Annotated in this window: 25 protein-coding genes; 9 read left to right on the forward strand and 16 right to left on the reverse strand. The window is 51.9% G+C overall.

What is annotated here, in order from left to right:
- Positions 1 to 24: 24 nt before the first annotated feature.
- The 4 genes from potD to potA are packed head-to-tail and all read right to left on the reverse strand — an operon-like array spanning position 25 to position 3,803.
- Positions 25 to 1,059, reverse strand: a complete 1,035-nt coding sequence (potD, locus tag ACQG22_RS09045) for a spermidine/putrescine ABC transporter substrate-binding protein PotD (protein WP_013097092.1) — start codon at positions 1,057 to 1,059, stop codon at positions 25 to 27.
- Positions 1,056 to 1,847, reverse strand: a complete 792-nt coding sequence (potC, locus tag ACQG22_RS09050) for a spermidine/putrescine ABC transporter permease PotC (RefSeq protein WP_013097091.1) — start codon at positions 1,845 to 1,847, stop codon at positions 1,056 to 1,058. The genes potD and potC overlap by 4 nt, the downstream gene beginning before the upstream one ends.
- Complete coding sequence (gene potB / locus ACQG22_RS09055; protein ID WP_013097090.1) at positions 1,844 to 2,701, reverse strand: spermidine/putrescine ABC transporter permease PotB; 858 nt, start codon at positions 2,699 to 2,701, stop codon at positions 1,844 to 1,846. The genes potC and potB overlap by 4 nt, the downstream gene beginning before the upstream one ends.
- Complete coding sequence (potA, locus tag ACQG22_RS09060; protein ID WP_013097089.1) at positions 2,685 to 3,803, reverse strand: spermidine/putrescine ABC transporter ATP-binding protein PotA; 1,119 nt, start codon at positions 3,801 to 3,803, stop codon at positions 2,685 to 2,687. Before potA ends, potB begins: the two co-directional genes overlap by 17 nt.
- A gap of 266 nt (positions 3,804 to 4,069) precedes the next feature.
- On the opposite strand from potA, the gene pepT reads away from it, so the two are divergent.
- Positions 4,070 to 5,293, forward strand: coding sequence for a peptidase T (gene pepT, locus ACQG22_RS09065; protein ID WP_013097087.1), 1,224 nt, complete (start codon positions 4,070 to 4,072; stop codon positions 5,291 to 5,293).
- Positions 5,294 to 5,297: 4 nt separating this feature from the next.
- Positions 5,298 to 5,822, forward strand: coding sequence for an REP-associated tyrosine transposase (locus tag ACQG22_RS09070; RefSeq protein WP_394816660.1), 525 nt, complete (start codon positions 5,298 to 5,300; stop codon positions 5,820 to 5,822).
- Positions 5,823 to 5,865: 43 nt separating this feature from the next.
- On the opposite strand, the gene ACQG22_RS09075 is transcribed toward ACQG22_RS09070, so the two are convergent.
- The 8 genes from ACQG22_RS09075 to rluE form a co-directional block, all read right to left on the reverse strand.
- Positions 5,866 to 6,987: a cupin domain-containing protein gene (locus ACQG22_RS09075; protein WP_013097085.1), complete on the reverse strand. Its 1,122-nt coding sequence runs from the start codon at positions 6,985 to 6,987 to the stop codon at positions 5,866 to 5,868.
- Between the two features lie 91 nt (positions 6,988 to 7,078).
- On the reverse strand, positions 7,079 to 8,542 hold the full coding sequence (gene phoQ / locus ACQG22_RS09080) for a two-component system sensor histidine kinase PhoQ (RefSeq protein ID WP_029881973.1): 1,464 nt from the start codon (positions 8,540 to 8,542) through the stop codon (positions 7,079 to 7,081).
- A complete protein-coding gene (gene phoP, locus ACQG22_RS09085; RefSeq protein WP_013097083.1) occupies positions 8,543 to 9,214 on the reverse strand; it encodes a two-component system response regulator PhoP in 672 nt (223 codons plus the stop codon). It abuts the gene before it with no gap.
- A 123-nt stretch (positions 9,215 to 9,337) separates the two neighbouring features.
- A complete protein-coding gene (gene purB / locus ACQG22_RS09090; protein ID WP_029881974.1) occupies positions 9,338 to 10,708 on the reverse strand; it encodes an adenylosuccinate lyase in 1,371 nt (456 codons plus the stop codon).
- Positions 10,709 to 10,727: 19 nt separating this feature from the next.
- Positions 10,728 to 11,357, reverse strand: a complete 630-nt coding sequence (gene hflD, locus ACQG22_RS09095) for a high frequency lysogenization protein HflD (RefSeq protein ID WP_013097081.1) — start codon at positions 11,355 to 11,357, stop codon at positions 10,728 to 10,730.
- 27 nt (positions 11,358 to 11,384) lie between these two features.
- Complete coding sequence (mnmA, locus tag ACQG22_RS09100) at positions 11,385 to 12,497, reverse strand: tRNA 2-thiouridine(34) synthase MnmA (protein ID WP_013097080.1); 1,113 nt, start codon at positions 12,495 to 12,497, stop codon at positions 11,385 to 11,387.
- A gap of 40 nt (positions 12,498 to 12,537) precedes the next feature.
- The gene (locus ACQG22_RS09105; protein ID WP_369706434.1) at positions 12,538 to 13,011 is read right to left on the reverse strand and encodes an NUDIX hydrolase; all 474 of its coding nucleotides are present in this window, start codon (positions 13,009 to 13,011) and stop codon (positions 12,538 to 12,540) included.
- Between the two features lie 9 nt (positions 13,012 to 13,020).
- Positions 13,021 to 13,674: a 23S rRNA pseudouridine(2457) synthase RluE gene (rluE, locus tag ACQG22_RS09110; RefSeq protein WP_369706435.1), complete on the reverse strand. Its 654-nt coding sequence runs from the start codon at positions 13,672 to 13,674 to the stop codon at positions 13,021 to 13,023.
- A 117-nt stretch (positions 13,675 to 13,791) separates the two neighbouring features.
- Here rluE and icd point away from each other — a divergent pair, with 117 nt between their 5' ends.
- The 5 genes from icd to ACQG22_RS09135 all read left to right on the forward strand — a co-directional run bounded on the left by icd (position 13,792) and on the right by ACQG22_RS09135 (position 18,854).
- Positions 13,792 to 15,042, forward strand: a complete 1,251-nt coding sequence (gene icd / locus ACQG22_RS09115; RefSeq protein WP_013097077.1) for an NADP-dependent isocitrate dehydrogenase — start codon at positions 13,792 to 13,794, stop codon at positions 15,040 to 15,042.
- 309 nt (positions 15,043 to 15,351) lie between these two features.
- Positions 15,352 to 15,987 (forward strand): response regulator transcription factor, encoded by a 636-nt coding sequence (locus ACQG22_RS09120; RefSeq protein WP_029881986.1) that lies wholly within the window; start codon positions 15,352 to 15,354, stop codon positions 15,985 to 15,987.
- Between the two features lie 143 nt (positions 15,988 to 16,130).
- A complete protein-coding gene (locus ACQG22_RS09125) occupies positions 16,131 to 18,128 on the forward strand; it encodes a BCCT family transporter (RefSeq protein ID WP_038979854.1) in 1,998 nt (665 codons plus the stop codon).
- 61 nt (positions 18,129 to 18,189) lie between these two features.
- Positions 18,190 to 18,537, forward strand: coding sequence for a DUF1304 domain-containing protein (locus ACQG22_RS09130; RefSeq protein ID WP_248088716.1), 348 nt, complete (start codon positions 18,190 to 18,192; stop codon positions 18,535 to 18,537).
- A gap of 71 nt (positions 18,538 to 18,608) precedes the next feature.
- Complete coding sequence (locus tag ACQG22_RS09135; protein WP_020690326.1) at positions 18,609 to 18,854, forward strand: YmjA family protein; 246 nt, start codon at positions 18,609 to 18,611, stop codon at positions 18,852 to 18,854.
- On the opposite strand, the gene ACQG22_RS09140 is transcribed toward ACQG22_RS09135, so the two are convergent.
- Positions 18,832 to 20,358 (reverse strand): EAL domain-containing protein, encoded by a 1,527-nt coding sequence (locus ACQG22_RS09140; RefSeq protein WP_248088714.1) that lies wholly within the window; start codon positions 20,356 to 20,358, stop codon positions 18,832 to 18,834. The genes ACQG22_RS09135 and ACQG22_RS09140 overlap by 23 nt on opposite strands.
- 248 nt (positions 20,359 to 20,606) lie before the next feature.
- Between ACQG22_RS09140 and ACQG22_RS09145 the strand changes: the two genes are divergently transcribed.
- Both ACQG22_RS09145 and ACQG22_RS09150 read left to right on the forward strand, forming a co-directional pair.
- A complete protein-coding gene (locus tag ACQG22_RS09145; protein ID WP_045295800.1) occupies positions 20,607 to 22,091 on the forward strand; it encodes a sensor domain-containing diguanylate cyclase in 1,485 nt (494 codons plus the stop codon).
- Between the two features lie 279 nt (positions 22,092 to 22,370).
- Positions 22,371 to 22,619, forward strand: coding sequence for a GlsB/YeaQ/YmgE family stress response membrane protein (locus ACQG22_RS09150; RefSeq protein WP_008500746.1), 249 nt, complete (start codon positions 22,371 to 22,373; stop codon positions 22,617 to 22,619).
- Positions 22,620 to 22,673: 54 nt separating this feature from the next.
- Here the strand turns inward: ACQG22_RS09150 and yoaJ are convergent, their stop codons facing one another.
- The 3 genes from yoaJ to ACQG22_RS09165 are packed head-to-tail and all read right to left on the reverse strand — an operon-like array spanning position 22,674 to position 23,921.
- Positions 22,674 to 22,748 (reverse strand): protein YoaJ, encoded by a 75-nt coding sequence (gene yoaJ / locus ACQG22_RS09155; protein WP_071830143.1) that lies wholly within the window; start codon positions 22,746 to 22,748, stop codon positions 22,674 to 22,676.
- Positions 22,749 to 22,847 (reverse strand): YoaK family small membrane protein, encoded by a 99-nt coding sequence (locus ACQG22_RS09160; RefSeq protein WP_014883431.1) that lies wholly within the window; start codon positions 22,845 to 22,847, stop codon positions 22,749 to 22,751. It lies immediately after the preceding gene.
- A 45-nt stretch (positions 22,848 to 22,892) separates the two neighbouring features.
- Positions 22,893 to 23,921 carry a sensor domain-containing diguanylate cyclase gene (locus ACQG22_RS09165; protein WP_013097070.1) on the reverse strand — a complete coding sequence of 343 codons (1,029 nt, stop codon included), beginning with the start codon at positions 23,919 to 23,921 and terminating at the stop codon, positions 22,893 to 22,895.
- Positions 23,922 to 23,934: the final 13 nt, after the last annotated feature.

Consider the following 23,934-nt stretch of genomic DNA (forward strand, 5'->3'; position numbering starts at 1 on the left):
GACGTGAAGGGCCATCTGAGGCCCTTATCGGCCGGCTTTTAATTTCTGGTAATACTCTTCATACAGACGGCTCGCATCGCCGACATCGTTTTGCCATTCACCTTTGCTGATGGTGTCGGCATCCGGGTAGAGGGATTTATCATTCGCCACTTCAGGCTTCAGTAGCTTGCGGGCGGCCAGGTTTGGCGTTGGGTAGCCAATAGTCTCGGCAACCTGCTTCGCCACGTCCGGGCGCAGCAGGAAGTTAATGAGCTTCAGGGCACCGTCAACGTTTTTCGCATTCGCAGGAATAGCCAGGCTGTCCATCCAGAAGATGCCGCCTTCTTTCGGCCAGACGACCTCCAGCGGCGTACCGGCCTGACGCGCAACCCATGCAGAGCCGTTCCACACCATGCCGAGATTTACTTCCCCTTCCATATACGGATTCGCCGGGTTATCGGAGTTGAACGCCGCCACGTTAGGCATCAGTTTTTTCAGCTCGTTATAGGCCGCTTCAATCTCTTTCGGGTCCGTTGTGTTGCCCGAGTAACCCAGCTTGCGCAGCGCCACCTGGAACACTTCACGGGCATCGTCGGTTAACAGCAGGCTGCCTTTGTATTCAGGCTTCCACAGGTCGGCCCACTGGGTGACGGTTTTAGGATCGATTGCTTCGCTGTTAACCCCGATGGCGGTCGCACCCCAGATGTACGGAATGGAGTAGTCGTTGTTCGGATCGAACGGTTTGTTGAGCATCTGCGGATCGAGGTTGTTGAAGTTGGTCAGCTTCGACTTGTCGATCTTCTGGATCATGCCCTCTTTACGCATCTTGTCGACGAAGTAGGTCGATGGCACCACCAGATCGTACGCGCCGTCCTTGTACGTTTTAAGCTTGGCGTACATGGTTTCATTGGACTCGTAGGTAGAGTAGATGACCTTAATGCCCGTCTCTTTGGTGAACTGCTCCAGCAGACCCGGCGGCACATACTCAGTCCAGTTATAGAAGTAGAGCGTTTTGCTGTCATCAGCGTGCGCGACGCCCATTCCGAGCACCAGTGCCGCAGCGGCAAGCATTTTTTTCATTTCATTGTCCCCTGAGATTTTGTTTTATCACGAGCAATAATCTGGCTGGCAATCACCAGTACCAGAGAGAACACTAACAGTATGGTCGCCAGCGCGTTCACCTCAGGCGAGACGCCGACTTTCACCATCGAATAGATTTTCAACGGCAGAATTTCATAGCTCGGCCCGGTCACGAAAGAGGAGACCACAACGTCATCCATCGACAGGGTGAAGCTGAGCAGCCACCCGGCCGCGACGGCGGGCATCGCCAGCGGCAGGATAATTTTGCGCAAAATGGTCATCTCGCTGGCGCCGAGATCTTTTGCGGCCTCCAGCATACGCACATCAAAGCCTTTCAGGCGTGCATAGACCGTCACCACCACAAATGGCAGGCAGAAGGTGATGTGGGAAAACAGCAGCGACCAGAAGCCGAGCTGGACACCCAGCAGCATAAACAGTACCAGCAGAGAAATCGCCATGACGATATCCGGTGACATCATCACCACAAACAGCATGCCGCTGACGAACGGTTTACCGCGAAAGCGGTAGCGATACAGTGCCACGGCGGTGAGAGAACCAATCAGCGTGGCGAACGTTGCTGAAAAAATCGCCATCGTTAATGAGTGCTGCGCGGCCTGGAGCAGGCTGTCGTTGTTCATCAGCAGGCTGTACCAGTTAGTGGTAAAGCCCTGCCAGTTGATCCCGAAGCGTGAACTGTTAAACGAGTTCACGATCAAAATGATAATCGGAATATACAGGTAAGCGTAAATGGCGGTCATAAAACCGCCGCGAAGCAGTCGACCGATCATTCGAGTTCCACCTTCTTATTCAGCAGCCGTGAAGCGCGCCAGTAAACCAGCAGCATCAGACCCATCACCACCGTCAGCGTAATGCTGGTGGCGGAGCCGAACGGCCAGTCGCGAATGTTAAGAAACTGGCTCTTAATCACGTTTCCGATCAGCAGGTTTTTCGCACCGCCCATCAGGTCAGAGACGTAGAACAAGCCCATCGCCGGAAGCATCACCAGCAGACAGCCCGCGATAATGCCTGGCATCGTCAGCGGAATGATAATGCGGATAAAGGTCTGCAGCTTATTCGCCCCCAGATCTTTGGCTGCTTCCAGCAGCGGTTTATCCAGCTTCTCAATGCTGGAGTAGAGCGGCATCACCATAAACGGCAGCAGGATATAGACCAGACCAATAATCACCGCACCCGGGGTAAACATAATGCGGATTGGCGTATCAATCACCCCCAGCCACAGCAGAAACTCGTTCAGATAGCCTTTGGTGCTGAGGAAAATTTTCAGCCCGTAGATGCGAATTAAGGAGTTGGTCCAGAACGGCACAATCAGTAAAAAGAGCAGCAGCGGGCGGATTTTTTGCGGCAGACGCGCCAGGAACCACGCGAAGGGATACCCCAGCACCAGGCAGGCAACGGTGGCGATCAGCGCCATGTTCAATGAGTGCAGCAGCACATCAAAGTAGAGCGGATCGAGCAAACGTGAGTAGTTATCCAGCGTAAAGACCAGCGCCACAAAGTGGGCATCGTCGCGGGTCAAAAAGCTGGTGGCGATGATCATCAGGTTGGGTAAAAAGACAAACAACACAAGCCAACCGACGATCGTGGCAATCACCACATTCTGGAATTTACTTGTGTTCTTCATCAGCCAGCACAACCTCCCAGCTTTCTACCCAGTTAATAACCATTTTTTGATCGAGCGAATGATCGAAGTCCGGGTCGTCCTCGTTAAAGAACTCGCTGACCATCACCATCTTACCGTTTTCCAGTTCGACAACGGATTCCAGCGTCATCCCCTTGTAATTACGCTCGCGTATATAGCCGATCAATCCTTCGGCTTGCGCATTGCCGTGGATCTCCTCGACGCGCAGATCTTCCGGGCGTAACAGCACGTTGAGCTTTTGTCCCTTCTCAACGGCAAAGTTAACGGTGATATTGCACTCGCGGCCTTCGACATTCGCCCGAACGCGCTGCTCATCCAGACGCTCGATAACCGTGGCGTTGAAGATATTGATCTCGCCAATGAAGCTCGCCACAAACAGGTTTTTCGGCTCTTCGTAGATTTCGCGCGGCGTGCCGTCCTGCTCGATTTTGCCATCACGCATCACCACGATACGGTCGGACATGGTGAGCGCTTCTTCCTGGTCATGCGTCACAAAGACGAAGGTGATGCCGAGCTTACGCTGCAGGGCCTTAAGCTCGTTCTGCATCTGCTTGCGCAGTTTGTAGTCCAGCGCGGAGAGGGACTCATCCAGCAGAAGCAGACGCGGTTTGTTGACCACCGCACGGGCGATGGCCACACGTTGCTGTTGACCACCAGACAGCTGATGCGGTTTGCGTTGAGCAAACTCCTCCAGCTGTACCATCCGTAGCGCCTCGGTCACGCGCGGCGGGATCTCGCTGGCCGGTGTTTTTTGCATCCGCAGACCAAACGCAACGTTTTCAAACACGGTCATGTGCGGGAACAAAGCATAGCTTTGAAAAACGGTGTTAACGTGACGATCTTCAGCGGGGACCTGGGTAATGTCCTGCTTTTCAAGGTGGATATGGCCGCTATCGACGCTTTCCAGCCCGGCGATAAGGCGCAGTACGGTTGTCTTGCCGCAGCCAGAAGGGCCAAGCAGCGTGAGGAATTCACCATCATTGATGGTCAGATTGAGGTCGGAAATGACATCTTTACCATCAAAACTTTTACGAATTCGTTCCAGTTGCACCAGCGGTGAACGTGAACGGGATTGAGTATTCAATTTTTGCGCTGTCCCATATAGACGCTCCGGGCAGCAGACCGAAGCGGGGTTTGTGTGTAACCACCTTGGTGACTCGTAATGAGGGCGGACATTCTACGGCAAACCACTGTAATCGCCAATCCTTGTCACTGATTCATAAGCTACATTTACTGACGTACACGATATAAACGGAAAATATTCTCGTTTGCGGGATAAAAGTGACCTGACGCAATATTTGCGTTTTGATGCTTATTGATAATGTTGTCACAAAAAGTGAGGGTGACTGCATGGATAAATTACTTGAGCGTTTTTTACAGTACGTTTCGCTGGATACCCAATCTAAACCGGGTGTCCGCCAGGTGCCAAGCACCGAAGGCCAGTGGAAGTTATTAAACCTGCTCAAAGAGCAGCTTGAGGCCATGGGGCTGGTCAATGTCACCCTGAGCGAAAAAGGCACTGTGATGGGAACGCTGCCTGCCAACGTCCCCGGTGATATTCCGGCGATTGGCTTTATCTCCCATGTCGACACCTCTCCGGATTTTAGCGGTAAACATGTTAATCCGCAGATTGTGGAAAACTACCGTGGCGGTGACATTGCGCTGGGAATAGGTGACGAAGTGCTTTCGCCGGTAATGTTCCCGGTGCTGCACCAGCTCCTCGGGCAGACGCTGATCACCACGGATGGCAAAACGCTGCTGGGGGCAGATGACAAAGCGGGTATCGCGGAAATCATGACGGCACTGGCGGTGCTGAAAGGAAAAAATATTCCGCACGGTGATATCCGTGTGGCCTTTACGCCGGACGAAGAGGTGGGCAAGGGGGCGAAACATTTTGATGTCGAGGCCTTTAACGCGCAGTGGGCCTATACCGTGGACGGCGGTGGCGTGGGCGAACTGGAATTTGAAAACTTCAATGCCGCGTCCGTGACCATCAAAATTGTGGGTAATAATGTGCATCCTGGCTCCGCCAAAGGTGTGATGGTGAATGCGCTGTCGCTGGCGTCCCGTATTCATGCGGAAGTTCCGGCGAATGAGAGCCCGGAGCAGACCGAAGGTTATGAAGGTTTTTATCACCTGACCAGCATCAAAGGCACGGTGGACAGCGCGCAGATGCACTACATCGTGCGTGACTTTGACCGTAAAGCGTTCGAAGCGCGCAAGCGTAAGATGATGGAAATCGCGAAGAAGGTGGGTAAGGGGCTACACCCGGACTGCTATATTGAGCTGATTATTGAAGACAGCTACTACAATATGCGCGAGAAGGTCATGGAGCATCCGCATATCCTGGATATCGCCCAGCAGGCCATGCGCGACTGCGATATTGAACCGGTGCTGAAGCCGATTCGCGGCGGCACCGACGGTTCGCAACTGTCCTTCATGGGATTGCCGTGCCCGAATCTCTTTACCGGGGGATACAACTACCACGGTAAGCATGAGTTTGTGACGCTGGAAGGGATGGAAAAAGCGGTGAAGGTGATTGTGCGGATTGCGGAGTTAACCGCGAAGCGTTAGCCACATTAAGCCGGGTGGCGGCTTCGCCTTACCCGGCCTACATTCGGATCGTAGGCCCGGTAAGCGCAGCGCCACCTGGTTTTTTACCGTTAACCTGCAAAACCGACAGAGCGATTTACTTACCCGCCATATTGATAGCCTCCGCCAGGCCACCTCCTCGGTGAAACGATCAAAGCCCTTTACGATTAATGGCTGGGTGATCCTTCCTGAACATATGCACTGTATCTGGACCTTGCCGGAAGGTGACAGCGATTTTTCCGGGCGCTGGCGTGACATCAAAAAAACGTTCTCACGAAATATTGAAATGCGCCATATCTGGCAGGCGCGTTTCTGGGAACATACCATCCGCAACGACAATGATTACCGCCGACATATGGATTACATCTACCTCAACCCGGTGAAACATGGGTACGTTGGTAAGGTTGTCGACTGGCCGTTTTCAACGTTTCATCGGGATGTACGGGAAGGGTTGTATCCGGCGGATTGGGCCGCGGAGATTGTGGATTTTGCGGCGGGGGAGTGGAAGTAAAAACGCCGGGTAAGCGCAGCGCCACCCGGCAATACATTACAACTCAGTCCTCAAAGAACCAATACCCGCTGTTGACCAGCGCGGCAAGCATGGCGAGGAAAGAGGGATCTTCCAGGGCGTCGCCAAAGGTATCGGCAGTCAGTACCAGATGGCTGGCGATGGCTTCCAGCGCCGGGCGATGCGGAGAATCCAGCTTCTCGCCGTTGACGAAGACATCTTCACCGATGCGCAACACGCGTAACCCACCCAGGCGAACCAGCTTGTCACCCTGCAGCAGCGCATCATAAATCTCGTCGGCCTGGTACGGCGGCTCCGGAGGCGCCACATCCAGCTCGTGACGTGACTGGCTGATAAACTCACCAAACCACTGTCTGAAATGTTCCGGCTCGTTGATCAGATCCAGCATCATGCCGCGCAGCTTATCCAGTTCTGCTGGCAGAATGTCTGCCGGATGCTCGCGGGAAGGCACATCCGGATCGCTGTAGCGATGGCTGCCCAGCTCGCGTTGCAGTACGTAATCGGCAAAACCACTGATCATCTCACGACCGCTTGGCGCGCGGAACCCGACAGAATAGTTGAGGGAGTTTTCCAGCGAGTAGCCTTCATGCGGGAATCCCGGCGGAATATAAAGAATATCTCCCGGCTCCAGCTCTTCGTCGATGATCCCGTCAAACGGATCCACCTGAAGCAGGTCAGGATGCGGGCAGTGCTGTTTCATCGGCACTTTTTCACCCACGCGCCAGCGACGGCGGCCGGTCCCCTGAATGATAAACACATCGTACTGATCCAGATGCGGGCCAACGCCGCCCCCTGGCACGGAGAAGGAGATCATCAGATCGTCCATTCGCCAGTCGGGCAGGGCGCGGAACGGGCGCATTAAGGCTGCCGTCGGCTCGTGCCAGTGGTTGACCGCCTGCACCAGTAATGACCAGTTATTTTCACCGAGGTGATCGTAGCTTTCGAAAGGACCATGGCTGACCTGCCATTTTCCATCCTGGTGGCTCACCAGGCGGCTGTCGACTTCGTTTTCCATGGCCAGGCCAGCCAGTTCGTCAGGCGAGATAGGGTCGACAAAATTGCTGAACCCGCGCTTAAGAACTACCGGGCGTTTCTGCCAGTAGCGTTCAATAAACTCGGGCCAGTTCAGTGCTAAGTGATAATCCATATTTTTTTATTCCGCAGGCTCTTACTGAGTCGGATTATAACGGAAGCGCAGAAGCCTGGGTGCGAGATCCGCGCATTTTTCACATAACGGGCTAACTATCGTTCGATGTGGGCTGCTGACGGCCAAAAATCACTTCCATTCTGGCACCGCCAAGTAAACTTTCACCGGTTTCGATTTTGCCGTCGTACTGGTCGACAATCTCGCGTGCGACGGACAACCCCACCCCCTGGCCGGGACGCAATGTATCCGCACGCTGACCGCGATCAAATACCACGTCACGTTTGTTTCGCGGGATCCCCGGGCCATCGTCCTCAACAATGATGTGCAGCTCGTTGTCCGTCTGACGGGCGGAAACCTCCACGAACTCCAGACAATATTTACAGGCGTTATCGAGCAGGTTACCCATCACCTCCATGAAATCATTCTTTTCGCCGACGAAACTGATTTCAGGAGAGATATCGAGACTGATGTTCACCCCTTTACGCTGATACACCTTATTCAGCGCAGAGGTCAGGTTATCCAACAGTGGTGCCACGGGGTGCAGCTCCCGGCTCAGCAGGGCGCTGCCGGAACGCATGCTGGCGCGATGAAGATAGTAGCCAATTTGCTGCGAAATACGGCTGATCTGCTCAAGCATCACCGGCTCGGCATCATCGACGCTCATTCTGGAGCTGCGCATGGATCGCAGGGTGCTTTGCATGACGGCCAGCGGGGTCTTCAGGCTGTGAGTGAGGTCAGTCAACGTGGTGCGGTATTTATCGTAGCGCTCGCGTTCACTTTTCAGCAGGCGGTTAAGGTTACGCACCAGACTTGTTAGCTCACGCGTTGTCTCAGGATTAAGCTTCTCGCGATGATGCTCCTCCAGCTCGCGAACCTCTTTCGCCAGCGATTCAATCGGGCGCAAACTCCACCAGGCAGCAATCCACAGCAGCGGTATGACCAGCAGCAGATTGGCAGCCAGCACGTAGACGAACCAGCCCCAGACCCGATAAGAGCGTTTAAGCTCGACGGGGATGGTATCCACCACTACGATGGTCAGCTGCGGCATGTCAGGCGTGGCGGGATAGAGATTGATGGCGACGGAGTGGGTCATTTCTGTTTCGGCGTCATCGGCGCGGATCTCATTCAGCTTTTTTTGCAGAGAGCGATCTTCGCGCAGCAGGCTGCTGGTGGTATTCAGATCGGCTTCAATTTCATGAAATCCGTTGGTTTTCAGCCATTCCGGGCGGATGCTTTTCACCAGCCAGGGAACATCACGCTGTGCCCACAGCAGTTTCCCTTTTTCATTGTAAATCAGCGCCAGCGTGGGACTCTGCTGGTTAAGATTCTCCGGCATCTCGACGCTGATCTGGTTGTTTTCCCACTTTGCGAGGGTATAAAACAGGTTGCTCTCACCGCGCAGCAGACGAAAGGTCGTTTTATCAAAACTGACGCTGTAACCAACCAGCGCCACCATGCCGTAAGAAAGCGACAGCACCAGCACAACGGCGGCTGTGGCCAGCAAAAAGCGAACCCGCAGTGAAAGGGGCATAATGTGCCGCATAAGTCGTTTCATTTAGCGTAATTCGAACAGGTAGCCCTGACCGCGCACGGTTGTGATCACATCATGCGGATACTGCGCCTGAATCTTCTTACGCAAACGGCCCATCAGCACATCAATGGTGTGACTCTCACGCAGTTCGGCATCCGGATAAAGCTGGAGCATTAAGGAGTCTTTGCTCACCACTTTACCGTTGTTACGGATCAGCGTTTCCATGATGGTGTATTCGAAGGCCGTCAGTTTGATGACTTCATTGTTGATTGAGAATTCCCGACGGGAGAGATCCACCTGGAAAGGTGGAAGGGAAATCACCTGGGAGGCGAGCCCGCTGTTGCGGCGTAACAGGGCCTGCATGCGTGCCGCCACTTCTTCAATATGAAACGGTTTGGTGACGTAATCATCGGCACCGGCACTGAGCACTTCCACTTTGTCCTGCCAGCCTTCACGCGCGGTCAGCACCAGGACAGGAAGGGAGACATCATGGCTGCGCCAGCGGCGAATCAATGACAGCCCGTCTTCGTCAGGTAACCCGAGGTCAACGATGGCGATATCCGGCAGGTGTTCATTGAGATAATAATCGGCTTCTTTTGCATCTTCCGCATCATCCACCTGATGTCCCATCTCCTGAAGCTGAACCTTCAGGTGATGACGTAGCAATGCGTTATCCTCAACAACCAGTACGCGCATCATCTTTCTCCCAGAATTAATAGTATGAATAGTTTAACGCTGATTATGTTGTTGTGGGGATAAACATTGAGTAAACCGGGGAAAAAGCCGCCCCCTTTTCGGGCGAAAAGGGGGCGGGGGAGATTACTTCAGCTCGTCGACCATGGTGATGGCGCGGCCAATGTAATTCGCTGGTGTCATCTCTTTCAGGCGGTTTTTTTCCGCTTCCGGCAAGGCGAGGCTATCGATAAACTGTTTCATACCTTCCGCATCGACACGTTTACCACGGGTCAGCTCTTTCAGTTTTTCATACGGTTTTTCGATGCCGTAACGACGCATTACGGTCTGGATCGGTTCGGCCAGCACTTCCCAGTTGTGGTCCAGCTCGTCCAGCAGACGATCGCGGTTCACTTCCAGCTTGCTCACACCTTTCAGGGTGGACTGATAGGCGATCAGCGCATAGCCAATCCCCACGCCCAGGTTACGCAGCACGGTGGAGTCGGTCAGGTCGCGCTGCCAGCGGGAAACCGGCAGTTTGCTCGCCATATGCTGCAACACGGCGTTGGCCAGACCCAGGTTGCCTTCAGAGTTTTCGAAGTCAATCGGGTTCACTTTGTGCGGCATGGTTGAAGAGCCGATTTCACCAGCGATGGTCTTCTGCTTGAAGTGGTTCAGCGCGATATAACCCCACACGTCGCGGTCGAAGTCGATCAGAATGGTGTTGAAGCGGGCGATACAGTCGAACAGCTCGGCGATATAGTCGTGCGGCTCAATCTGAGTGGTGTACGGGTTCCACTGAATTCCCAGGGAGGTCACGAACTCTTCACTGAACTGATGCCAGTCCACTTCCGGGTAAGCGGCAATATGGGCGTTGTAGTTACCCACCGCGCCATTGATTTTACCAAGGATCTCAACCTGTTCCAGCTGACGATACTGACGCTCCATACGGTATGCCACGTTAGCCATCTCTTTACCCATCGTGGATGGCGTAGCGGGCTGACCGTGGGTACGGGAGAGCAGGGGAATGTCGCGGTATTCCACAGACAACGCTTTCACCGCGTCAATGATTTTACGCCAGTAAGGCAGAACCACCTCTTTGCGCGCGGTAGAGAGCATCAATGCGTGAGACAGGTTATTGATGTCTTCAGAAGTACAGGCGAAGTGAATGAATTCAGACACCGCGTGCAGCGCCGGAACGCTTGCCACTTTCTCTTTCAGGAAGTACTCAACCGCTTTTACGTCGTGGTTGGTGGTACGTTCAATGGTCTTGATGCGAGCAGCATCTTCTTCATTGAAGTCAGCAACGATTTTATCAAGGTAATCGTTTGCTTGGGCGTCAAAAGCAGGAACTTCCTTGATTGCTGCCTGGGCGGCCAGCTTTTGCAGCCAGCGTACTTCAACCTGAACACGGAACTTCAGCAGGCCATATTCGCTGAAGATCCCGCGCAGCGCGCTGACTTTATCGCCGTAGCGTCCATCGACAGGGGATACGGCGGTCAGTGAGGATAATTCCATAATTCGCAACTCCGGGAGGTTAACAATGAGCAAGAATTTGTTTTGCCTGAGTCGTCAGGCGATTACGAGAAAACATTAACTGCAGGCGGCCACCGCCAACCTGATGCCACAGCACGGCGGCACGGATACCGGCCAGCAGCGAGGCGCGTACTTTTGCCTGGACCTGCGGGCTTTGCAGTACGGCAGGTGAACCGGTGACTTGGATACGCGGGCCCAGCGGACTGATAACATCAACATAAATACCGGCCATGGCGCTCAACAGCGTTTCAGACTGCAGATCAAAATGGTCGAGCTGACGCTGCAATCCGGCAATGCGGTCACCCAACGTATTCAGCGCGCCTTTCGCTGCGCTGAGTTTACGTTCCAGCACCATCAGGCTTAATGTATAACGGGTAAGCTCCGCGTTTAATCCCTGACGGCTGCTGGCATTAAGCACGCCAAGCAAGGTTTCAAGACCGAGACGAAGATTGGTTTCGCTGCCACCGAAGACACCCAGGGTTGAACCGGGGTTGAGATCGATAACGCTGTTGAGCGAAACGTGCAGCGCGTCAGCGTCACAATGACCCTGATGCGCCAGCTGTTGCACCAGACGGGCTGACTGGCAAATTCCTGCCAGTGCCAGGGTGATGTCATAATAGTTCTTCGCCACACGTTCTCCTTTATGTGTGCAATCGGGTTAAACGGCCGGCAGCGGCAGGCGCTGTTCTATGATCCCACCACCCAGGCAGATATCACCGCTGTAGAAGACGGCGGACTGGCCCGGCGTGACGGCTGCAACTGGCTCGTCAAAACGCACGTCAATGCGATCGTCATCCAGCGCGGTAATGGTGCAGGGGATATCCGTCTGACGGTAGCGTGTTTTTACCGTGCAGCGCAGGGTACCTTTGAGCGGTTCACGGTCGACCCAGTGCAACTGTTGCGCGATCAGGCCAACGGACATCAGACGCGGATGGTCGTGCCCCTGAGCGACGATCAGAATATTGTTTTCGACATCTTTGTCGACCACGTACCACGGATCTTCGCTACCGTCTTTGGTACCGCCGATACCCAGGCCTTTACGCTGGCCGAGGGTGTGGTACATCAGCCCCTGATGCTGGCCAATTTCGTCACCATCGACGGTGACAATTTTGCCCGGCTGCGCAGGCAGGTAGCGACCAAGGAAATCGCGGAATTTGCGCTCGCCAATAAAGCAGATACCGGTGGAGTCTTTTTTCTTCGCGGTGATCAGATCCAGCTCTTCAGCGATTTTACGGACTTCTGGCTTTTCCAGCTCGCCAACCGGGAACAGGCTTTGTGCAATCTGTTCATGGCTTAGCGTATAAAGGAAATAGCTCTGATCTTTATTACCGTCCAGACCGCGCAGCAGCTGGCTTTTGCCGTTCACATCGGCGCGACGCACGTAGTGACCGGTCGCAATATAGTCTGCGCCCAGATCTTCCGCCGCGAATTCGAGGAAGGCTTTAAATTTGATCTCTTTGTTGCACAGAATATCCGGGTTTGGGGTACGGCCCGCTTTGTACTCTTCCAGGAAAAGCTCAAACACGTTATCCCAGTATTCTGCGGCAAAGTTAACGGTGTGCAGTTCAATGCCGAGCTTGTCGCACACGGCCTGCGCATCGGCGAGATCCGCAGCGGCAGTGCAATATTCCTCGCCATCATCTTCCTCCCAGTTCTTCATGAACAGGCCCTCCACCTTATAGCCCTGTTGTTGCAACAGGTAGGCGGAAACGGAGGAATCGACACCGCCGGACATGCCGACGATCACTTTTTTCTGGCTGTTATCTGACATGGAATACTCACGACATTGAACTTCAAGGCGGCGTATTCTATCACGCCCCCCCACCATTGACACCCTCTGTAAACGGCCAGTTAAATTCTGCGATGACCTCCAGCGGCAAGCGTGCGCCTGACTGCCAGCAGCGAATGCTTTCGGCAACCAGCGGCGAGCGCAGGTTTGGCGCGTTCAGGATCTCGTCGGCGGTGACCCACAGGCAGCGATCGATATCGTCGTCGTGCGGCTCAGTGGCGCACGTTTCGCTAAGCTCGACGGCAAATAAAAAACGCAGGAAGGGCGTTTTATCAGGCGCAATCCACTGATGCATACGAATGAAGTGCTGAGGATCCGCGTGGATGCCCGTCTCTTCCCAGAGTTCACGTTTTGCGGCCTGTAATAAGGTTTCATTGGCTTCCAGATGCCCGGCTGGCTGATTCCACAGCGCTTTGCCGTTAATGTTCTCTTCTACAACCAGGAATTTCCCCTGCGCGTGAACCACACAGGCGACCGTGACATGAGGTTTAAACATATTGACTCCTTAAGGGGCAACGTCCCGCCATTCACCGTTAGCCAGGGAATCCAGCGTGTAACTGCCCATGGCATAGCGAATCAGGCGCAGGGTAGGGAAGCCCACGTGGGCGGTCATGCGCCGAACCTGACGGTTACGGCCTTCATAAAGGGTGATTTTGAGCCAGCTGGTGGGAATAGATTTGCGCTCGCGAATGGGCGGGTTGCGCGGCCACAGCCACTCCGGTTCATTCACACGTTCAATACCTGCGGGCAGGGTGGGGCCATCGTTTAACGTCACGCCGTTGCGGAGTGCGGCGAGCGCCTCTTCATCCGGCTCACCTTCCACCTGCACAAAGTAAATTTTGCCGGTGCGTTTTCCGGGCTGCGTGAGTTTTGCCTGTAGGGCTCCGTCGTTGGTTAAGACCAGCAGACCTTCGCTATCGCGGTCCAGACGACCCGCGGCATAAACGCCCTGAACAGGAATGTAATCCTTTAACGTGCTGCGCCCGGCTTCGTCGGTAAACTGCGGCAACACATCGTAGGGTTTATTGAACAAAATAACCCGCTTTGGCTGGCTTTCTTGCGGTCTTCTGGCGGCTTGTCGTGAGCTGAATCGCTCAACCTGGTGTTTTGTAAAAGAAGTTTTCTTCATGGTATTTTCAGGCGTTATCAATTGCCGCATTATAGCCTAATAACGAAGACCTTTCATGGCGCAGGACAATCAGGTACTATCGAAGGGCTCATTACAATTTATTAACATAAGATCAGTAACAACCAGAAGCGCTCGAAGGAGAGGTTAATGGAAAGCAAAGTAGTTGTTCCGGCGGAAGGTAAAAAGATCACCCTGCAAAACGGCAAGATTAACGTTCCTCACAATCCGATCATTCCATTCATCGAAGGTGATGGTATCGGTGTAGACGTTACCCCGGCAATGCTGAAAGTGGTTGATGCCGCTGTTGAGAAAGCCTACAAAGGCGAGCGTAAAATTTCCTGGATGGAAATTTACACCGGTGAAAAATCTACTCAAGTTTATGGCCAGGACGTTTGGCTGCCAGCAGAAACGCTGGACCTGATCCGCGACTACCGCGTTGCTATCAAAGGCCCACTGACGACGCCAGTTGGTGGCGGTATCCGTTCCCTGAACGTGGCACTGCGTCAGGAGCTGGACCTGTACGTGTGTCTGCGTCCGGTTCGTTACTATCAGGGCACCCCAAGCCCGGTTAAGCACCCTGAGCTGACCGATATGGTTATCTTCCGCGAAAACTCAGAAGACATCTACGCGGGTATCGAATGGAAAGCTGACTCTGCTGACGCAGAAAAAGTGATTAAATTCCTGCGCGAAGAGATGGGCGTGAAGAAAATTCGCTTCCCTGAGCATTGCGGTATCGGCATCAAGCCGTGCTCCGAAGAAGGGACCAAACGTCTGGTGCGCGCGGCAATTGAATACGCGATCACCAACGACCGTGACTCTGTGACCCTGGTTCACAAAGGCAACATCATGAAGTTCACCGAAGGCGCGTTCAAAGACTGGGGTTACCAGTTGGCGCAAGAAGAGTTCGGCGGTGAGCTGATCGACGGCGGCCCATGGCAGAAGATTAAGAACCCGAACACCGGCAAAGAGATCATCATTAAAGATGTTATCGCCGATGCGTTCCTGCAGCAGATCCTGCTGCGTCCAGCGGAATACGACGTGATCGCCTGTATGAACCTGAACGGTGACTACATCTCCGACGCCCTGGCTGCACAGGTTGGCGGTATCGGTATCGCCCCAGGCGCGAACATCGGTGACGAATGCGCCCTGTTCGAAGCAACCCACGGTACTGCACCAAAATACGCAGGCCAGGACAAAGTGAACCCAGGCTCTATCATCCTGTCCGCAGAGATGATGCTGCGTCATATGGAATGGTTCGAAGCCGCAGACCTGATCGTTAAAGGTATGGAAGGCGCGATTAACGCGAAAACCGTAACCTACGACTTCGAACGTCTGATGGAAGGCGCTAAGCTGCTGAAATGTTCAGAGTTTGGTGACGCGATTATCGCGAATATGTAATCCAGATTCTGGGTTAAACAAGAACGGGAGCTTGATGGCTCCCGTTTTTATTTTGTGTGAAACCGGTATCACGACTACCACGGAAATTTCATAAAAAAATTCATACACAGAATATTCCCGGGAAATAAGCGAAAGCGAGACTATAGCTTCTGACAGAAATGGCTATGTGAGCGCATCAACGTTATTCGCTCTCGAAAGCGAACGGTGTGGAAATGTTATCCGGCATGACGTTAGCAGTCATAAATACTTTGGGAATGGACGCAACTGTTCGTATTATGTCCCTGAAAGATTTAATCAGGAGAAATTGATATGGAAGAGGTTATTTATGTTATCGATGATGATGATGCATATCGGTCGTTTGTTGTTCAGTTCTTAACAGCCGCGGGCTATCAGACGTTTGACTTCAGTAATGCCGAAGAATTTTTATCCTCTCCCATCGTTGATCATCCTTCATGCTTAATCCTTGAATTAAACCTTCCGCGTATGAATGGCTTTGACGTGATGGATGCACTCAAAGCGCGTGGATGCGCTATACCGGTACTCATTCTGACGAAGAGCGGCTCAATCCCTTCCTGCGTTCGGGCAATGAAAGCAGGCGCCCGGGATTTTTTGACCAAACCGGTCGAACCTGAACAACTTTTGCGCGTGGTGAATGAGGTATTGATCGACGCGACAAATCATTTTCTGGAACAGCAACGGTTATTTGAACTGTGCAAAAATTACCAGGCGTTGACGCGACGTGAGAAACAGATTTTTGAGCTGGCAATTAATGGCTTGCAAAATAAACAAATCGCATCGGAACTGGGCATAACAGAAATTACGGTGAAGGTACATCGACGCAGGGTGATGGATAAAATGCAGGTTCGTACGTTAGCGGATCTGGTGCATGCTGCCGGCACGTTGCAAATCGGTAAATCCCGATGTCCACCCCGCAGGCTTTATTGATAACGCGGCGATCGTCACCGGACAGTTTATACCACCCTGACATTCATTCAGATTATTGTCCCCCTGGGGTGTTGAATTTTGCTACCCTATGAGAGGTAACGCCTCTCAACCGGGGCGGTCTACGATAATGGAATGAATTGATTATGAGTGAAAATGATACTATCCCAAAGAAGTCTACAAGCCAGATTAACAAAGCGGTATTCTTCACATCTGCTTTGTTAATTTTCCTTCTTGTCGCCTTTGCCGCAGTATTCCCGGATCTGGCCGACAAAAAATTCAAACTCCTGCAGCAACAGATATTCACCAATGCCAGCTGGTTCTACATTCTTGCTGTCGCCCTGATTTTACTGAGTGTTACTTTCCTCGGTCTTTCGCGTTACGGTGATATCAAACTGGGGCCGGATCATGCCCAGCCTGATTTCAGCTACCATTCCTGGTTTGCGATGCTGTTTTCGGCAGGGATGGGGATTGGCCTGATGTTCTTTGGCGTTGCCGAACCGGTAATGCATTACCTTTCGCCACCCGTCGGCACCCCTGAAACCGTAGCCGCAGCGAAAGAAGCCATGCGCCTGACGTTCTTCCACTGGGGACTGCATGCATGGGCCATCTATGCCATTGTGGCGCTGATTCTGGCATTCTTCAGCTACCGTCACGGTTTGCCTTTAACGCTGCGTTCCGCACTCTATCCCATCATCGGCGATCGCATCTACGGTCCTGTCGGCCATGCAGTCGATATTTTTGCGGTGATAGGGACGGTCTTTGGCGTTGCCACATCGCTGGGTTACGGTGTTTTGCAGGTTAATGCCGGTCTGAACCATCTTTTTGGGGTGCCCATCAATGAAACGGTGCAGGTCATTCTGATTGTGGTCATCACGGGGTTAGCGACGATTTCAGTGGTGTCCGGTCTGGACAAGGGAATACGTATCCTCTCTGAACTCAATCTGGGTCTGGCTGTTTTACTTCTGGCGCTTGTGCTGTGTCTTGGACCAACCGTACTTTTGCTGAAATCTTTTGTCGAAAATACCGGCGGTTATCTTTCGGAATTAGTGAGTAAAACCTTTAACCTTTACGCCTACGAACCGAAATCAAGCAACTGGCTTGGTGGCTGGACGCTGTTGTACTGGGGATGGTGGCTTTCCTGGTCGCCGTTTGTCGGTATGTTCATCGCGCGCGTATCCCGTGGCAGGACAATTCGTGAGTTTGTTACGGGCGTGCTGTTTGTTCCCGCAGGTTTTACCCTCATGTGGATGACGGTGTTTGGTAACAGCGCCATTTATCTCATCATGAATCAGGGAGCAACAGACCTGGCAAATACCGTCCAGCAGGATGTCGCGCTGGCCCTGTTTAATTTCCTTGAACATTTCCCGTTTTCCTCAGTGTTGTCATTTATTGCAATGGCGATGGTCATTGTCTTCTTTGTCACCTCGGCTGACTCTGGGGCGATGGTTGTTGATACGCTGGCATCGGGTGGCGTCGCTAACACGCCTGTATGGCAACGAATTTTCTGGGCCTCGCTTATGGGGATTGTGGCCATTGCACTGCTGATTGCGGGTGGGCTGAGCGCGCTGCAAACCGTGACAATAGCGAGCGCATTACCGTTCTCCGTGATCTTATTGATCTCAATATACGGACTGTTAAAAGCCCTGCGTCGGGATTTGACCAAACGTGAAAGTCTGAGCATGGCGACGATTGCGCCGACTGCCGCACGTAACCCTATTCCGTGGCAAAGAAGGTTGCGCAATATCGCCTATCTGCCGAAACGTTCTCTGGTGAAACGGTTTATGGACGACGTTATCCAGCCTGCCATGACGTTGGTTCAGGAAGAACTGAACAAGCAGGGGACGTTGAGTCATATCAATGATGCGGCTGACGATCGTCTCCGGCTTGAAGTTGATTTAGGCAATGAGCTGAACTTTATTTATGAAGTGAGGCTACGTGGCTATAATTCGCCAACTTTTGCTCTTGCCGCTATGGATAATGACGAGCAACAGGCAGAGCAACACCGCTATTATCGCGCTGAAGTGTATCTGAAAGAGGGCGGTCAGAACTATGATGTGATGGGCTGGAATCAGGAACAGCTTATCAATGACATACTGGACCAGTACGAAAAACATCTGCACTTCCTGCATCTGGTTCGTTAATACAAAAATGCCGTCCGATGGGACGGCATTTATTTTGCCACTGACTGTGTGAGACAGCCTCATGTTAGCCACTGTACTTATCGTTATTGTTGCGTTAATCCATCTCTATATTCTGGTGCTGGAGATGTTCCTGTGGAACACCAAAACCGGGCACAAGGCTTTCAATCTCACGCCCGATTTTGCGCGTGAAACCCGCGTACTGGCTGCGAATCAGGGGCTGTATAACGGTTTTCTGGCGGCGGGTCTGCTCTGGGGGCTCTGGCTCGGAGAGCGCGGTGTCCCTGTGACCCTCTTTTTCCTGAGCTGCGTGCTACTTGCCGGAATTTTTGGCGCAGCGACTGCCAGTCGAAAAATACTCTATGTTCAGGCTATGCCGGCTCTCGCTGCCTTACTTGCGCTGCTTATCTAATACTTTGGTCAACGTAATGCGTCCGCTATACTCGGTGCATCACCCGCTAAATGACAGACGAGAGACTGTTTATGAACAACGATATTCCGCTTAAATATTATGACATCGTCGATGAGTATTCGACGGAAACCGCTGAGCCAGTCAGTGAGTCAGAGCATGACGCGCTGGCGTACTATTTCCAGCTGCTGCTGACGCGGTTAACGAACAACGAGGAAATCAGCGAGGAAGCCCAGCAGGAAATGGCCAGTGAGGCGGGGATCCGCACGGCACGCATCGATGATATTGCGAATTTCCTTAATCAGTGGGGGAACGAGTAGCCCGCAAGGGCATTCTCATCGTAAGTTTCTTCGCCAGTTCACTGCATGTCAGTGATTTTGAGAAGTACCACCCCTGGATCAGCGCGTCAGGATACCTCTCCGCAATAAAACGAAACTGGGTTTCACTTTCCACCCCTTCGAAAACGAGCGTTTTGTTGAGCCTGGCAAGCGCATCGCAAAAAATAGCAAAAATATTCTGCTTATAATGTTCATTGATACCGTCCACCAGCGACTTATCGATTTTGATTTCGTCATATTCCAGCAGAGAGAGTCGGTCCAGGTTTGAGTTTTTCACGCCGAAATCGTCTATCGATATTCTCACCCCAAGTTTTTTCAGCTCCAGACAAAACCCTTCAAGAATATCTGCACTGGATACCGCTTTTTCTGAAAGTTCCACTTTTATCAAAGACAGGGGGATGTGATTAAATGCACATTCACGACGTAACGTCTGGATAAACTGTCCATCTTCAATCTCCGTTCGCCCAACGTTCAGCGAAATCATCAGCTGATGTTTAATGGCAAGCGGTGCGATCTCAGACAGCGATTTTTCAATAATATTAATATAATACTGTCGGTACAGCCCAATTTTCTTAATTAAAGGAATAAACAGTTCCGGAGAGACATCGGTGCGATGATAATCGCGCCATCTCGACAGCACTTCTACCCCGACAATGCTTTTATCCTGGATACGTATAATCGGCTGGTAGTTAACGCTGATAGAATTGTTTTTTACCGCCTTAACCAGCGTTCGCTCCAGTGAGAAGCGATCTTCGTAAATGCGCATGAAAAACAACGAGATTGCGGTCCAGATAAAACACAGAATAGTCGTCAGAAGAATAAACACCACAATGGGGAGCGAAGCCAGGCCCGCGTCGTAATGCTTCACCGTAACGCATATGTCCCATCGCGTGCTGCACTGCGTCAGGGTCAGGGTAAAAAGCGCTGAATCTGGCCAGTGGTGTTTTATGACATCTGGCTTAACCGAGAAAAAAGTTCGGTCGAAATCTTTCGTCGTGGTACTCAGCGCATAGTTTGCCGTAACCGGCATGAATTTATCGTAGGCATAACGCGAGGTGAAAATAATCACATTATTATAGATTGCCGCGTTGCCAGTGAAAAAATCTTTTCTCGAAAACTGCGCTAACAGAAAGCCTCTTGGTGTTTTATGGAGTTCTGTTGGTAGAGGGACTGGAGTGGCGAGCTTACCCCAAAAGGCAGTACAGACGACTTGCCCATTTTCAACAAAACCGATATCGGAAAAATAGGGGCTGTCGAGTTTTAGCTTTCTGTAGCGATCAAGGCTGGTTTGATCGCAGCCTCGGGTTGTTACCTCTTTAAGGGCCAGCGCGATGCTTTCGGATAATCCTTCGGAATAGTGCAAAAGCGTCTGGGCGATCTCACGCTGTTTATCCTTCTGCTGGCTGATGATAACCGCATTCACGGCATACAGAGACAGAATGACCAGAATCGTTGATACGATAGCAACGGCAATGATTTTTTTCATTTTCCGGTTATCCTGTCAGCTCCCTGATGGGGTGAATCTTAACACAGCCGGGGCAGGGTACAAGCCTGGTACTCACGGGAGAGAGCGGCAGGCGCCAGGGGATCTCCGTAATAACCCTGACGCAAATTTTAGTGAAGCAAAATAATAACCGCTTCTTATTGTGCGCTTAAGTGCAATTTATTTTCCTCTTATCCTGACCTTTGTTACAGTGACACGAGTTGTCAGCCAGGGATGTCAGGCGTGATAAGGTGGAAAAGCTCGTGCATGTGAAAAATACTTTTTACACAACAACCATTACTGTCATCATTGTCTCGTTGATCATCTCGTTGTCGCTTGCGGTCCAAATTACCACGTCCAGACAGCAGTCAATTCAGCAAATTAATACCGGCGTTGCTAACCTGAGCCATACCCTGGATGTTTATACTGAGGGGATCATGCGTCAAAGCGAAATGCTGATCACCACCATTTCAGACATGATCGACATTTATGGTATGACCCCGGAACAGGCGACCAATATTCAGCGGATAATAGAAAATCAGGATAATCTTCTTAGCCAGATTAACAATGTGGTTATTTACGATGTCAATGGTGACATCTTTACGGCATTGTACGGACGTTTTTCCGGGCCGCGAAAAGGGGCTGACAGATCGTTTTTTATCTATCACAAGGAAAATAAAAGTCAGCAGATTTTTATTGGCCAGCCGGTCGTGAGCAGAACGAACGGGAAATGGGTGATTACGATCAGTCGACGGCTTGAAACGCAGACCGGAGACTTTAACGGCGTTGTCGTGGTGACGCTTGGAATCGAAAATTTTCTGGCACTCTACGGGCAGATTAATATTGGCCATGCTGGTGTCATTGGCCTCACGACACAATCCGGCGTGTTGCTGGTTCGTTATCCGTTTAAAAATAACTACATTGGCGCGATTGTTTCAGACTCACCCCTGTTCAGAGAATACCTGAAGGTACAAAATTCAGGGATTGCCAGCTCGGTTTCGCGGTTTGATAAAGTCGAACGCATTTTCGCTTTTGAGAAAAACAAACGTTACGGATTGGTTACCACCGTTGCAGTGAGTAAAGAAGAAGCACTTGCAGCCTGGCGTAAGCAGGCCATTCAGCTCGCCGTACTCATTCTTATTTTTACCGTGGCGCTTATCGTCGCGTCTTATTTCCTCTATTCGGATCTGTCCAGAAAAACCAGAGATAACAAAGAGCTCAAGATAATAGCCTCTGAAGATGCGCTGACGGGGCTTTTCAACCGCCGCACGTTTGATGAAAAAATTCTGTCTGAAATCGCCACGTGTGCGGATAACGACACGCCAATTTCTATCCTCATTGTCGATGTCGATTATTTCAAAAAATACAATGATAACTACGGTCACCCAGAAGGAGACCGATGCCTTACCCTACTGGGGAATAGCCTCAGAGAGAGCCTCACCCGCAACAACCAGCTTGTGGCGCGTTATGGCGGCGAAGAGTTTGCGCTGATCCTGCCAGACGCCGATATTCAGGAAGCCATCCGCCTGGCCCAGACGATCATCCGCAATGTATTTTCACTGCATATTGAGCATGCCTTTAGCCCCTTTGGACGGGTAACGGTCAGCGTCGGGGTGTCAACCGCACGTGCCGTTGACATTGCAGGCAGCCAGCAGAACATTATTATTGCGGCTGACCAGGCGCTCTATCAGGCAAAACGCGCAGGACGCAACCGCTATGCCTTTATCGCCGTGTAAGCGGGCAAAAAAATGCCCACTAAAGCGTGGGCAAAAATACTGGAAGCAATGTGAGCAATGTCGTACTGAATACCTGAGCGTTTAACTCAACTATTCAGTGTTGAGAAAGATAATCTTTCTCATCTTAAGTTGCAACCCCACATTTCGTGTGGTGCGGTTTTGGATACTAAATGCGCACTCTCTCGCTGTGATACTAATCACAAATTTCCTTTCCCGGATCCTGTGCTATCCTTTTTGTGTCGTTGATTTAATGACAAAAACCATACAGAGAGGAAAGTTATGGGAATTTTATCCTGGATTATCTTTGGGCTTATTGCGGGTATTCTGGCGAAGTGGATCATGCCGGGCAAAGATGGCGGTGGTTTTATCGTTACCGTGATACTGGGTATTGTCGGCGCGGTCGTCGGCGGCTGGATCAGTACGCTGTTCGGGTTTGGCAAAGTTGACGGTTTCAACTTCGGCAGTTTTGCTGTCGCCGTGATCGGCGCGCTGGTTGTTCTGTTTATCTACAGAAAAATCAAAAGCTAAGTTTGATAAGCGTTAAAAAAGGCTGCCAGATGGCGGCCTTTTTACGTTGCGGTGTTACCACCAGCCAAATTGCGTGCCAGCAACGGCGACGATGGCGACGAGCAGCATAATGAGGGTGGTTTTTCTCATTTATGCTCCCGGAGCCGCGTAACCACCGACAAAAAACCATGCTAAAAAAACCACCGCCGTTATAAAAATAACGACCGGGAAGAGGATCCCTATTCTCATGCCATCACCTGTTTTGGTTTTCAGAATGCCGTAGAGTGTACGGGGTTAATCCAAAACGTGAAAGCGCGTTTTGCCTTTACCCTTTTTATCCTGATACATCGCAACATCCGCGACGCGTAATGCGCTGTCCGGATCCATCCCGGCAGGATCAACTTCGACAACTCCCAGGCTTGCACCCGGGTACACAATACTCACACTGCCCAACCCGTATTGGCCGGCAATGCGGTCGCGAAGCCGTGCCCTGAGCTGGTTAATCTGACCCTCATCAGCCTGATTTTCCGCTTTACTCAGGCAGGCTACCAGGAACTCATCGCCCCCCAGGCGGCCGATAATCTCGTCTTCGGTCTTTTCATCTAACAGACGTTTGCCGACTTCAATGAGGAATTGATCGCCTGCTTCATGCCCGTACTGGTCGTTAATCCGTTTAAAATCATCCAGATCGATAAAAGCGATAATTACGTTGCGTTTAAGGTGGCGGCCTAAAGAAAACAGGGTGTTGAGATCTTCAAAGATGGCGCGGCGGTTGGGTAAACCGGTGAGAACGTCGGTAAAGGAATAGGCGATGAGCGCTGCATTCGCTTCTCGAAGTTGAGAAAGCAACGACTCTTTCTGAATATACTGGGCAATCAGCCCGGCAAAGAGTTTCAGCACGTGTTCGCCGCGTTCACTGAGCAGCTTCTTTTCCGTGCTGGTCGCACAGAGTGTGCCGTACAGGGAACCATCCGCCAGGTGAACCGGCACGCTCATGTACGTGGTAATACCGAGCGCTTTCGCGGCATCGCAATCCGCCCAGCGTTCAGGAACCTCGTTACTGAAAATGGTGTCACTGTCCAGAGCGCGTTTGCACAATGTATCGCCCCAGGGCACGCTTAGTCCCTCCGGGATCTGCATCTGCTTACTGTTTCGGGCATACAAAATATGCTGAAGACGGGCATTGATATCGACCTTCGTCAGGTAGGTCGACTCCATTTCGGTCACAAGTTCCAGCATCTCCAGCAACTGGCGAACGAGACTTTCAAGGGATTGTTCCGTGGTGAGCGTTTCTGACACTCGGGCCAGGATGATATCTGACATGACGTAGGTTGAC

The sequence above is a fragment of the Enterobacter cloacae complex sp. 309I3 genome, from assembly GCF_050031595.1.
GTDB classification, from domain to species: domain Bacteria; phylum Pseudomonadota; class Gammaproteobacteria; order Enterobacterales; family Enterobacteriaceae; genus Enterobacter; species Enterobacter cloacae.

What these genes read in the sequence shown, in the direction of transcription:
- potD (WP_013097092.1), bottom strand. Translation starts at nt 1,059, where the DNA reads ATGAAAAAAATGCTTGCCGCTGCGGCACTGGTGCTCGGAATGGGCGTC.
- potC (WP_013097091.1), bottom strand. Translation starts at nt 1,847, where the DNA reads ATGATCGGTCGACTGCTTCGCGGCGGTTTTATGACCGCCATTTACGCT.
- potB (WP_013097090.1), bottom strand. Translation starts at nt 2,701, where the DNA reads ATGAAGAACACAAGTAAATTCCAGAATGTGGTGATTGCCACGATCGTC.
- pepT (WP_013097087.1), top strand. Translation starts at nt 4,070, where the DNA reads ATGGATAAATTACTTGAGCGTTTTTTACAGTACGTTTCGCTGGATACC.
- ACQG22_RS09075 (WP_013097085.1), bottom strand. Translation starts at nt 6,987, where the DNA reads ATGGATTATCACTTAGCACTGAACTGGCCCGAGTTTATTGAACGCTAC.
- phoQ (WP_029881973.1), bottom strand. Translation starts at nt 8,542, where the DNA reads ATGAAACGACTTATGCGGCACATTATGCCCCTTTCACTGCGGGTTCGC.
- phoP (WP_013097083.1), bottom strand. Translation starts at nt 9,214, where the DNA reads ATGCGCGTACTGGTTGTTGAGGATAACGCATTGCTACGTCATCACCTG.
- purB (WP_029881974.1), bottom strand. Translation starts at nt 10,708, where the DNA reads ATGGAATTATCCTCACTGACCGCCGTATCCCCTGTCGATGGACGCTAC.
- mnmA (WP_013097080.1), bottom strand. Translation starts at nt 12,497, where the DNA reads ATGTCAGATAACAGCCAGAAAAAAGTGATCGTCGGCATGTCCGGCGGT.
- ACQG22_RS09105 (WP_369706434.1), bottom strand. Translation starts at nt 13,011, where the DNA reads ATGTTTAAACCTCATGTCACGGTCGCCTGTGTGGTTCACGCGCAGGGG.
- rluE (WP_369706435.1), bottom strand. Translation starts at nt 13,674, where the DNA reads ATGCGGCAATTGATAACGCCTGAAAATACCATGAAGAAAACTTCTTTT.
- icd (WP_013097077.1), top strand. Translation starts at nt 13,792, where the DNA reads ATGGAAAGCAAAGTAGTTGTTCCGGCGGAAGGTAAAAAGATCACCCTG.
- ACQG22_RS09120 (WP_029881986.1), top strand. Translation starts at nt 15,352, where the DNA reads ATGGAAGAGGTTATTTATGTTATCGATGATGATGATGCATATCGGTCG.
- ACQG22_RS09125 (WP_038979854.1), top strand. Translation starts at nt 16,131, where the DNA reads ATGAGTGAAAATGATACTATCCCAAAGAAGTCTACAAGCCAGATTAAC.
- ACQG22_RS09130 (WP_248088716.1), top strand. Translation starts at nt 18,190, where the DNA reads ATGTTAGCCACTGTACTTATCGTTATTGTTGCGTTAATCCATCTCTAT.
- ACQG22_RS09135 (WP_020690326.1), top strand. Translation starts at nt 18,609, where the DNA reads ATGAACAACGATATTCCGCTTAAATATTATGACATCGTCGATGAGTAT.
- ACQG22_RS09140 (WP_248088714.1), bottom strand. Translation starts at nt 20,358, where the DNA reads ATGAAAAAAATCATTGCCGTTGCTATCGTATCAACGATTCTGGTCATT.
- ACQG22_RS09150 (WP_008500746.1), top strand. Translation starts at nt 22,371, where the DNA reads ATGGGAATTTTATCCTGGATTATCTTTGGGCTTATTGCGGGTATTCTG.
- ACQG22_RS09160 (WP_014883431.1), bottom strand. Translation starts at nt 22,847, where the DNA reads ATGAGAATAGGGATCCTCTTCCCGGTCGTTATTTTTATAACGGCGGTG.
- ACQG22_RS09165 (WP_013097070.1), bottom strand. Translation starts at nt 23,921, where the DNA reads ATGTCAGATATCATCCTGGCCCGAGTGTCAGAAACGCTCACCACGGAA.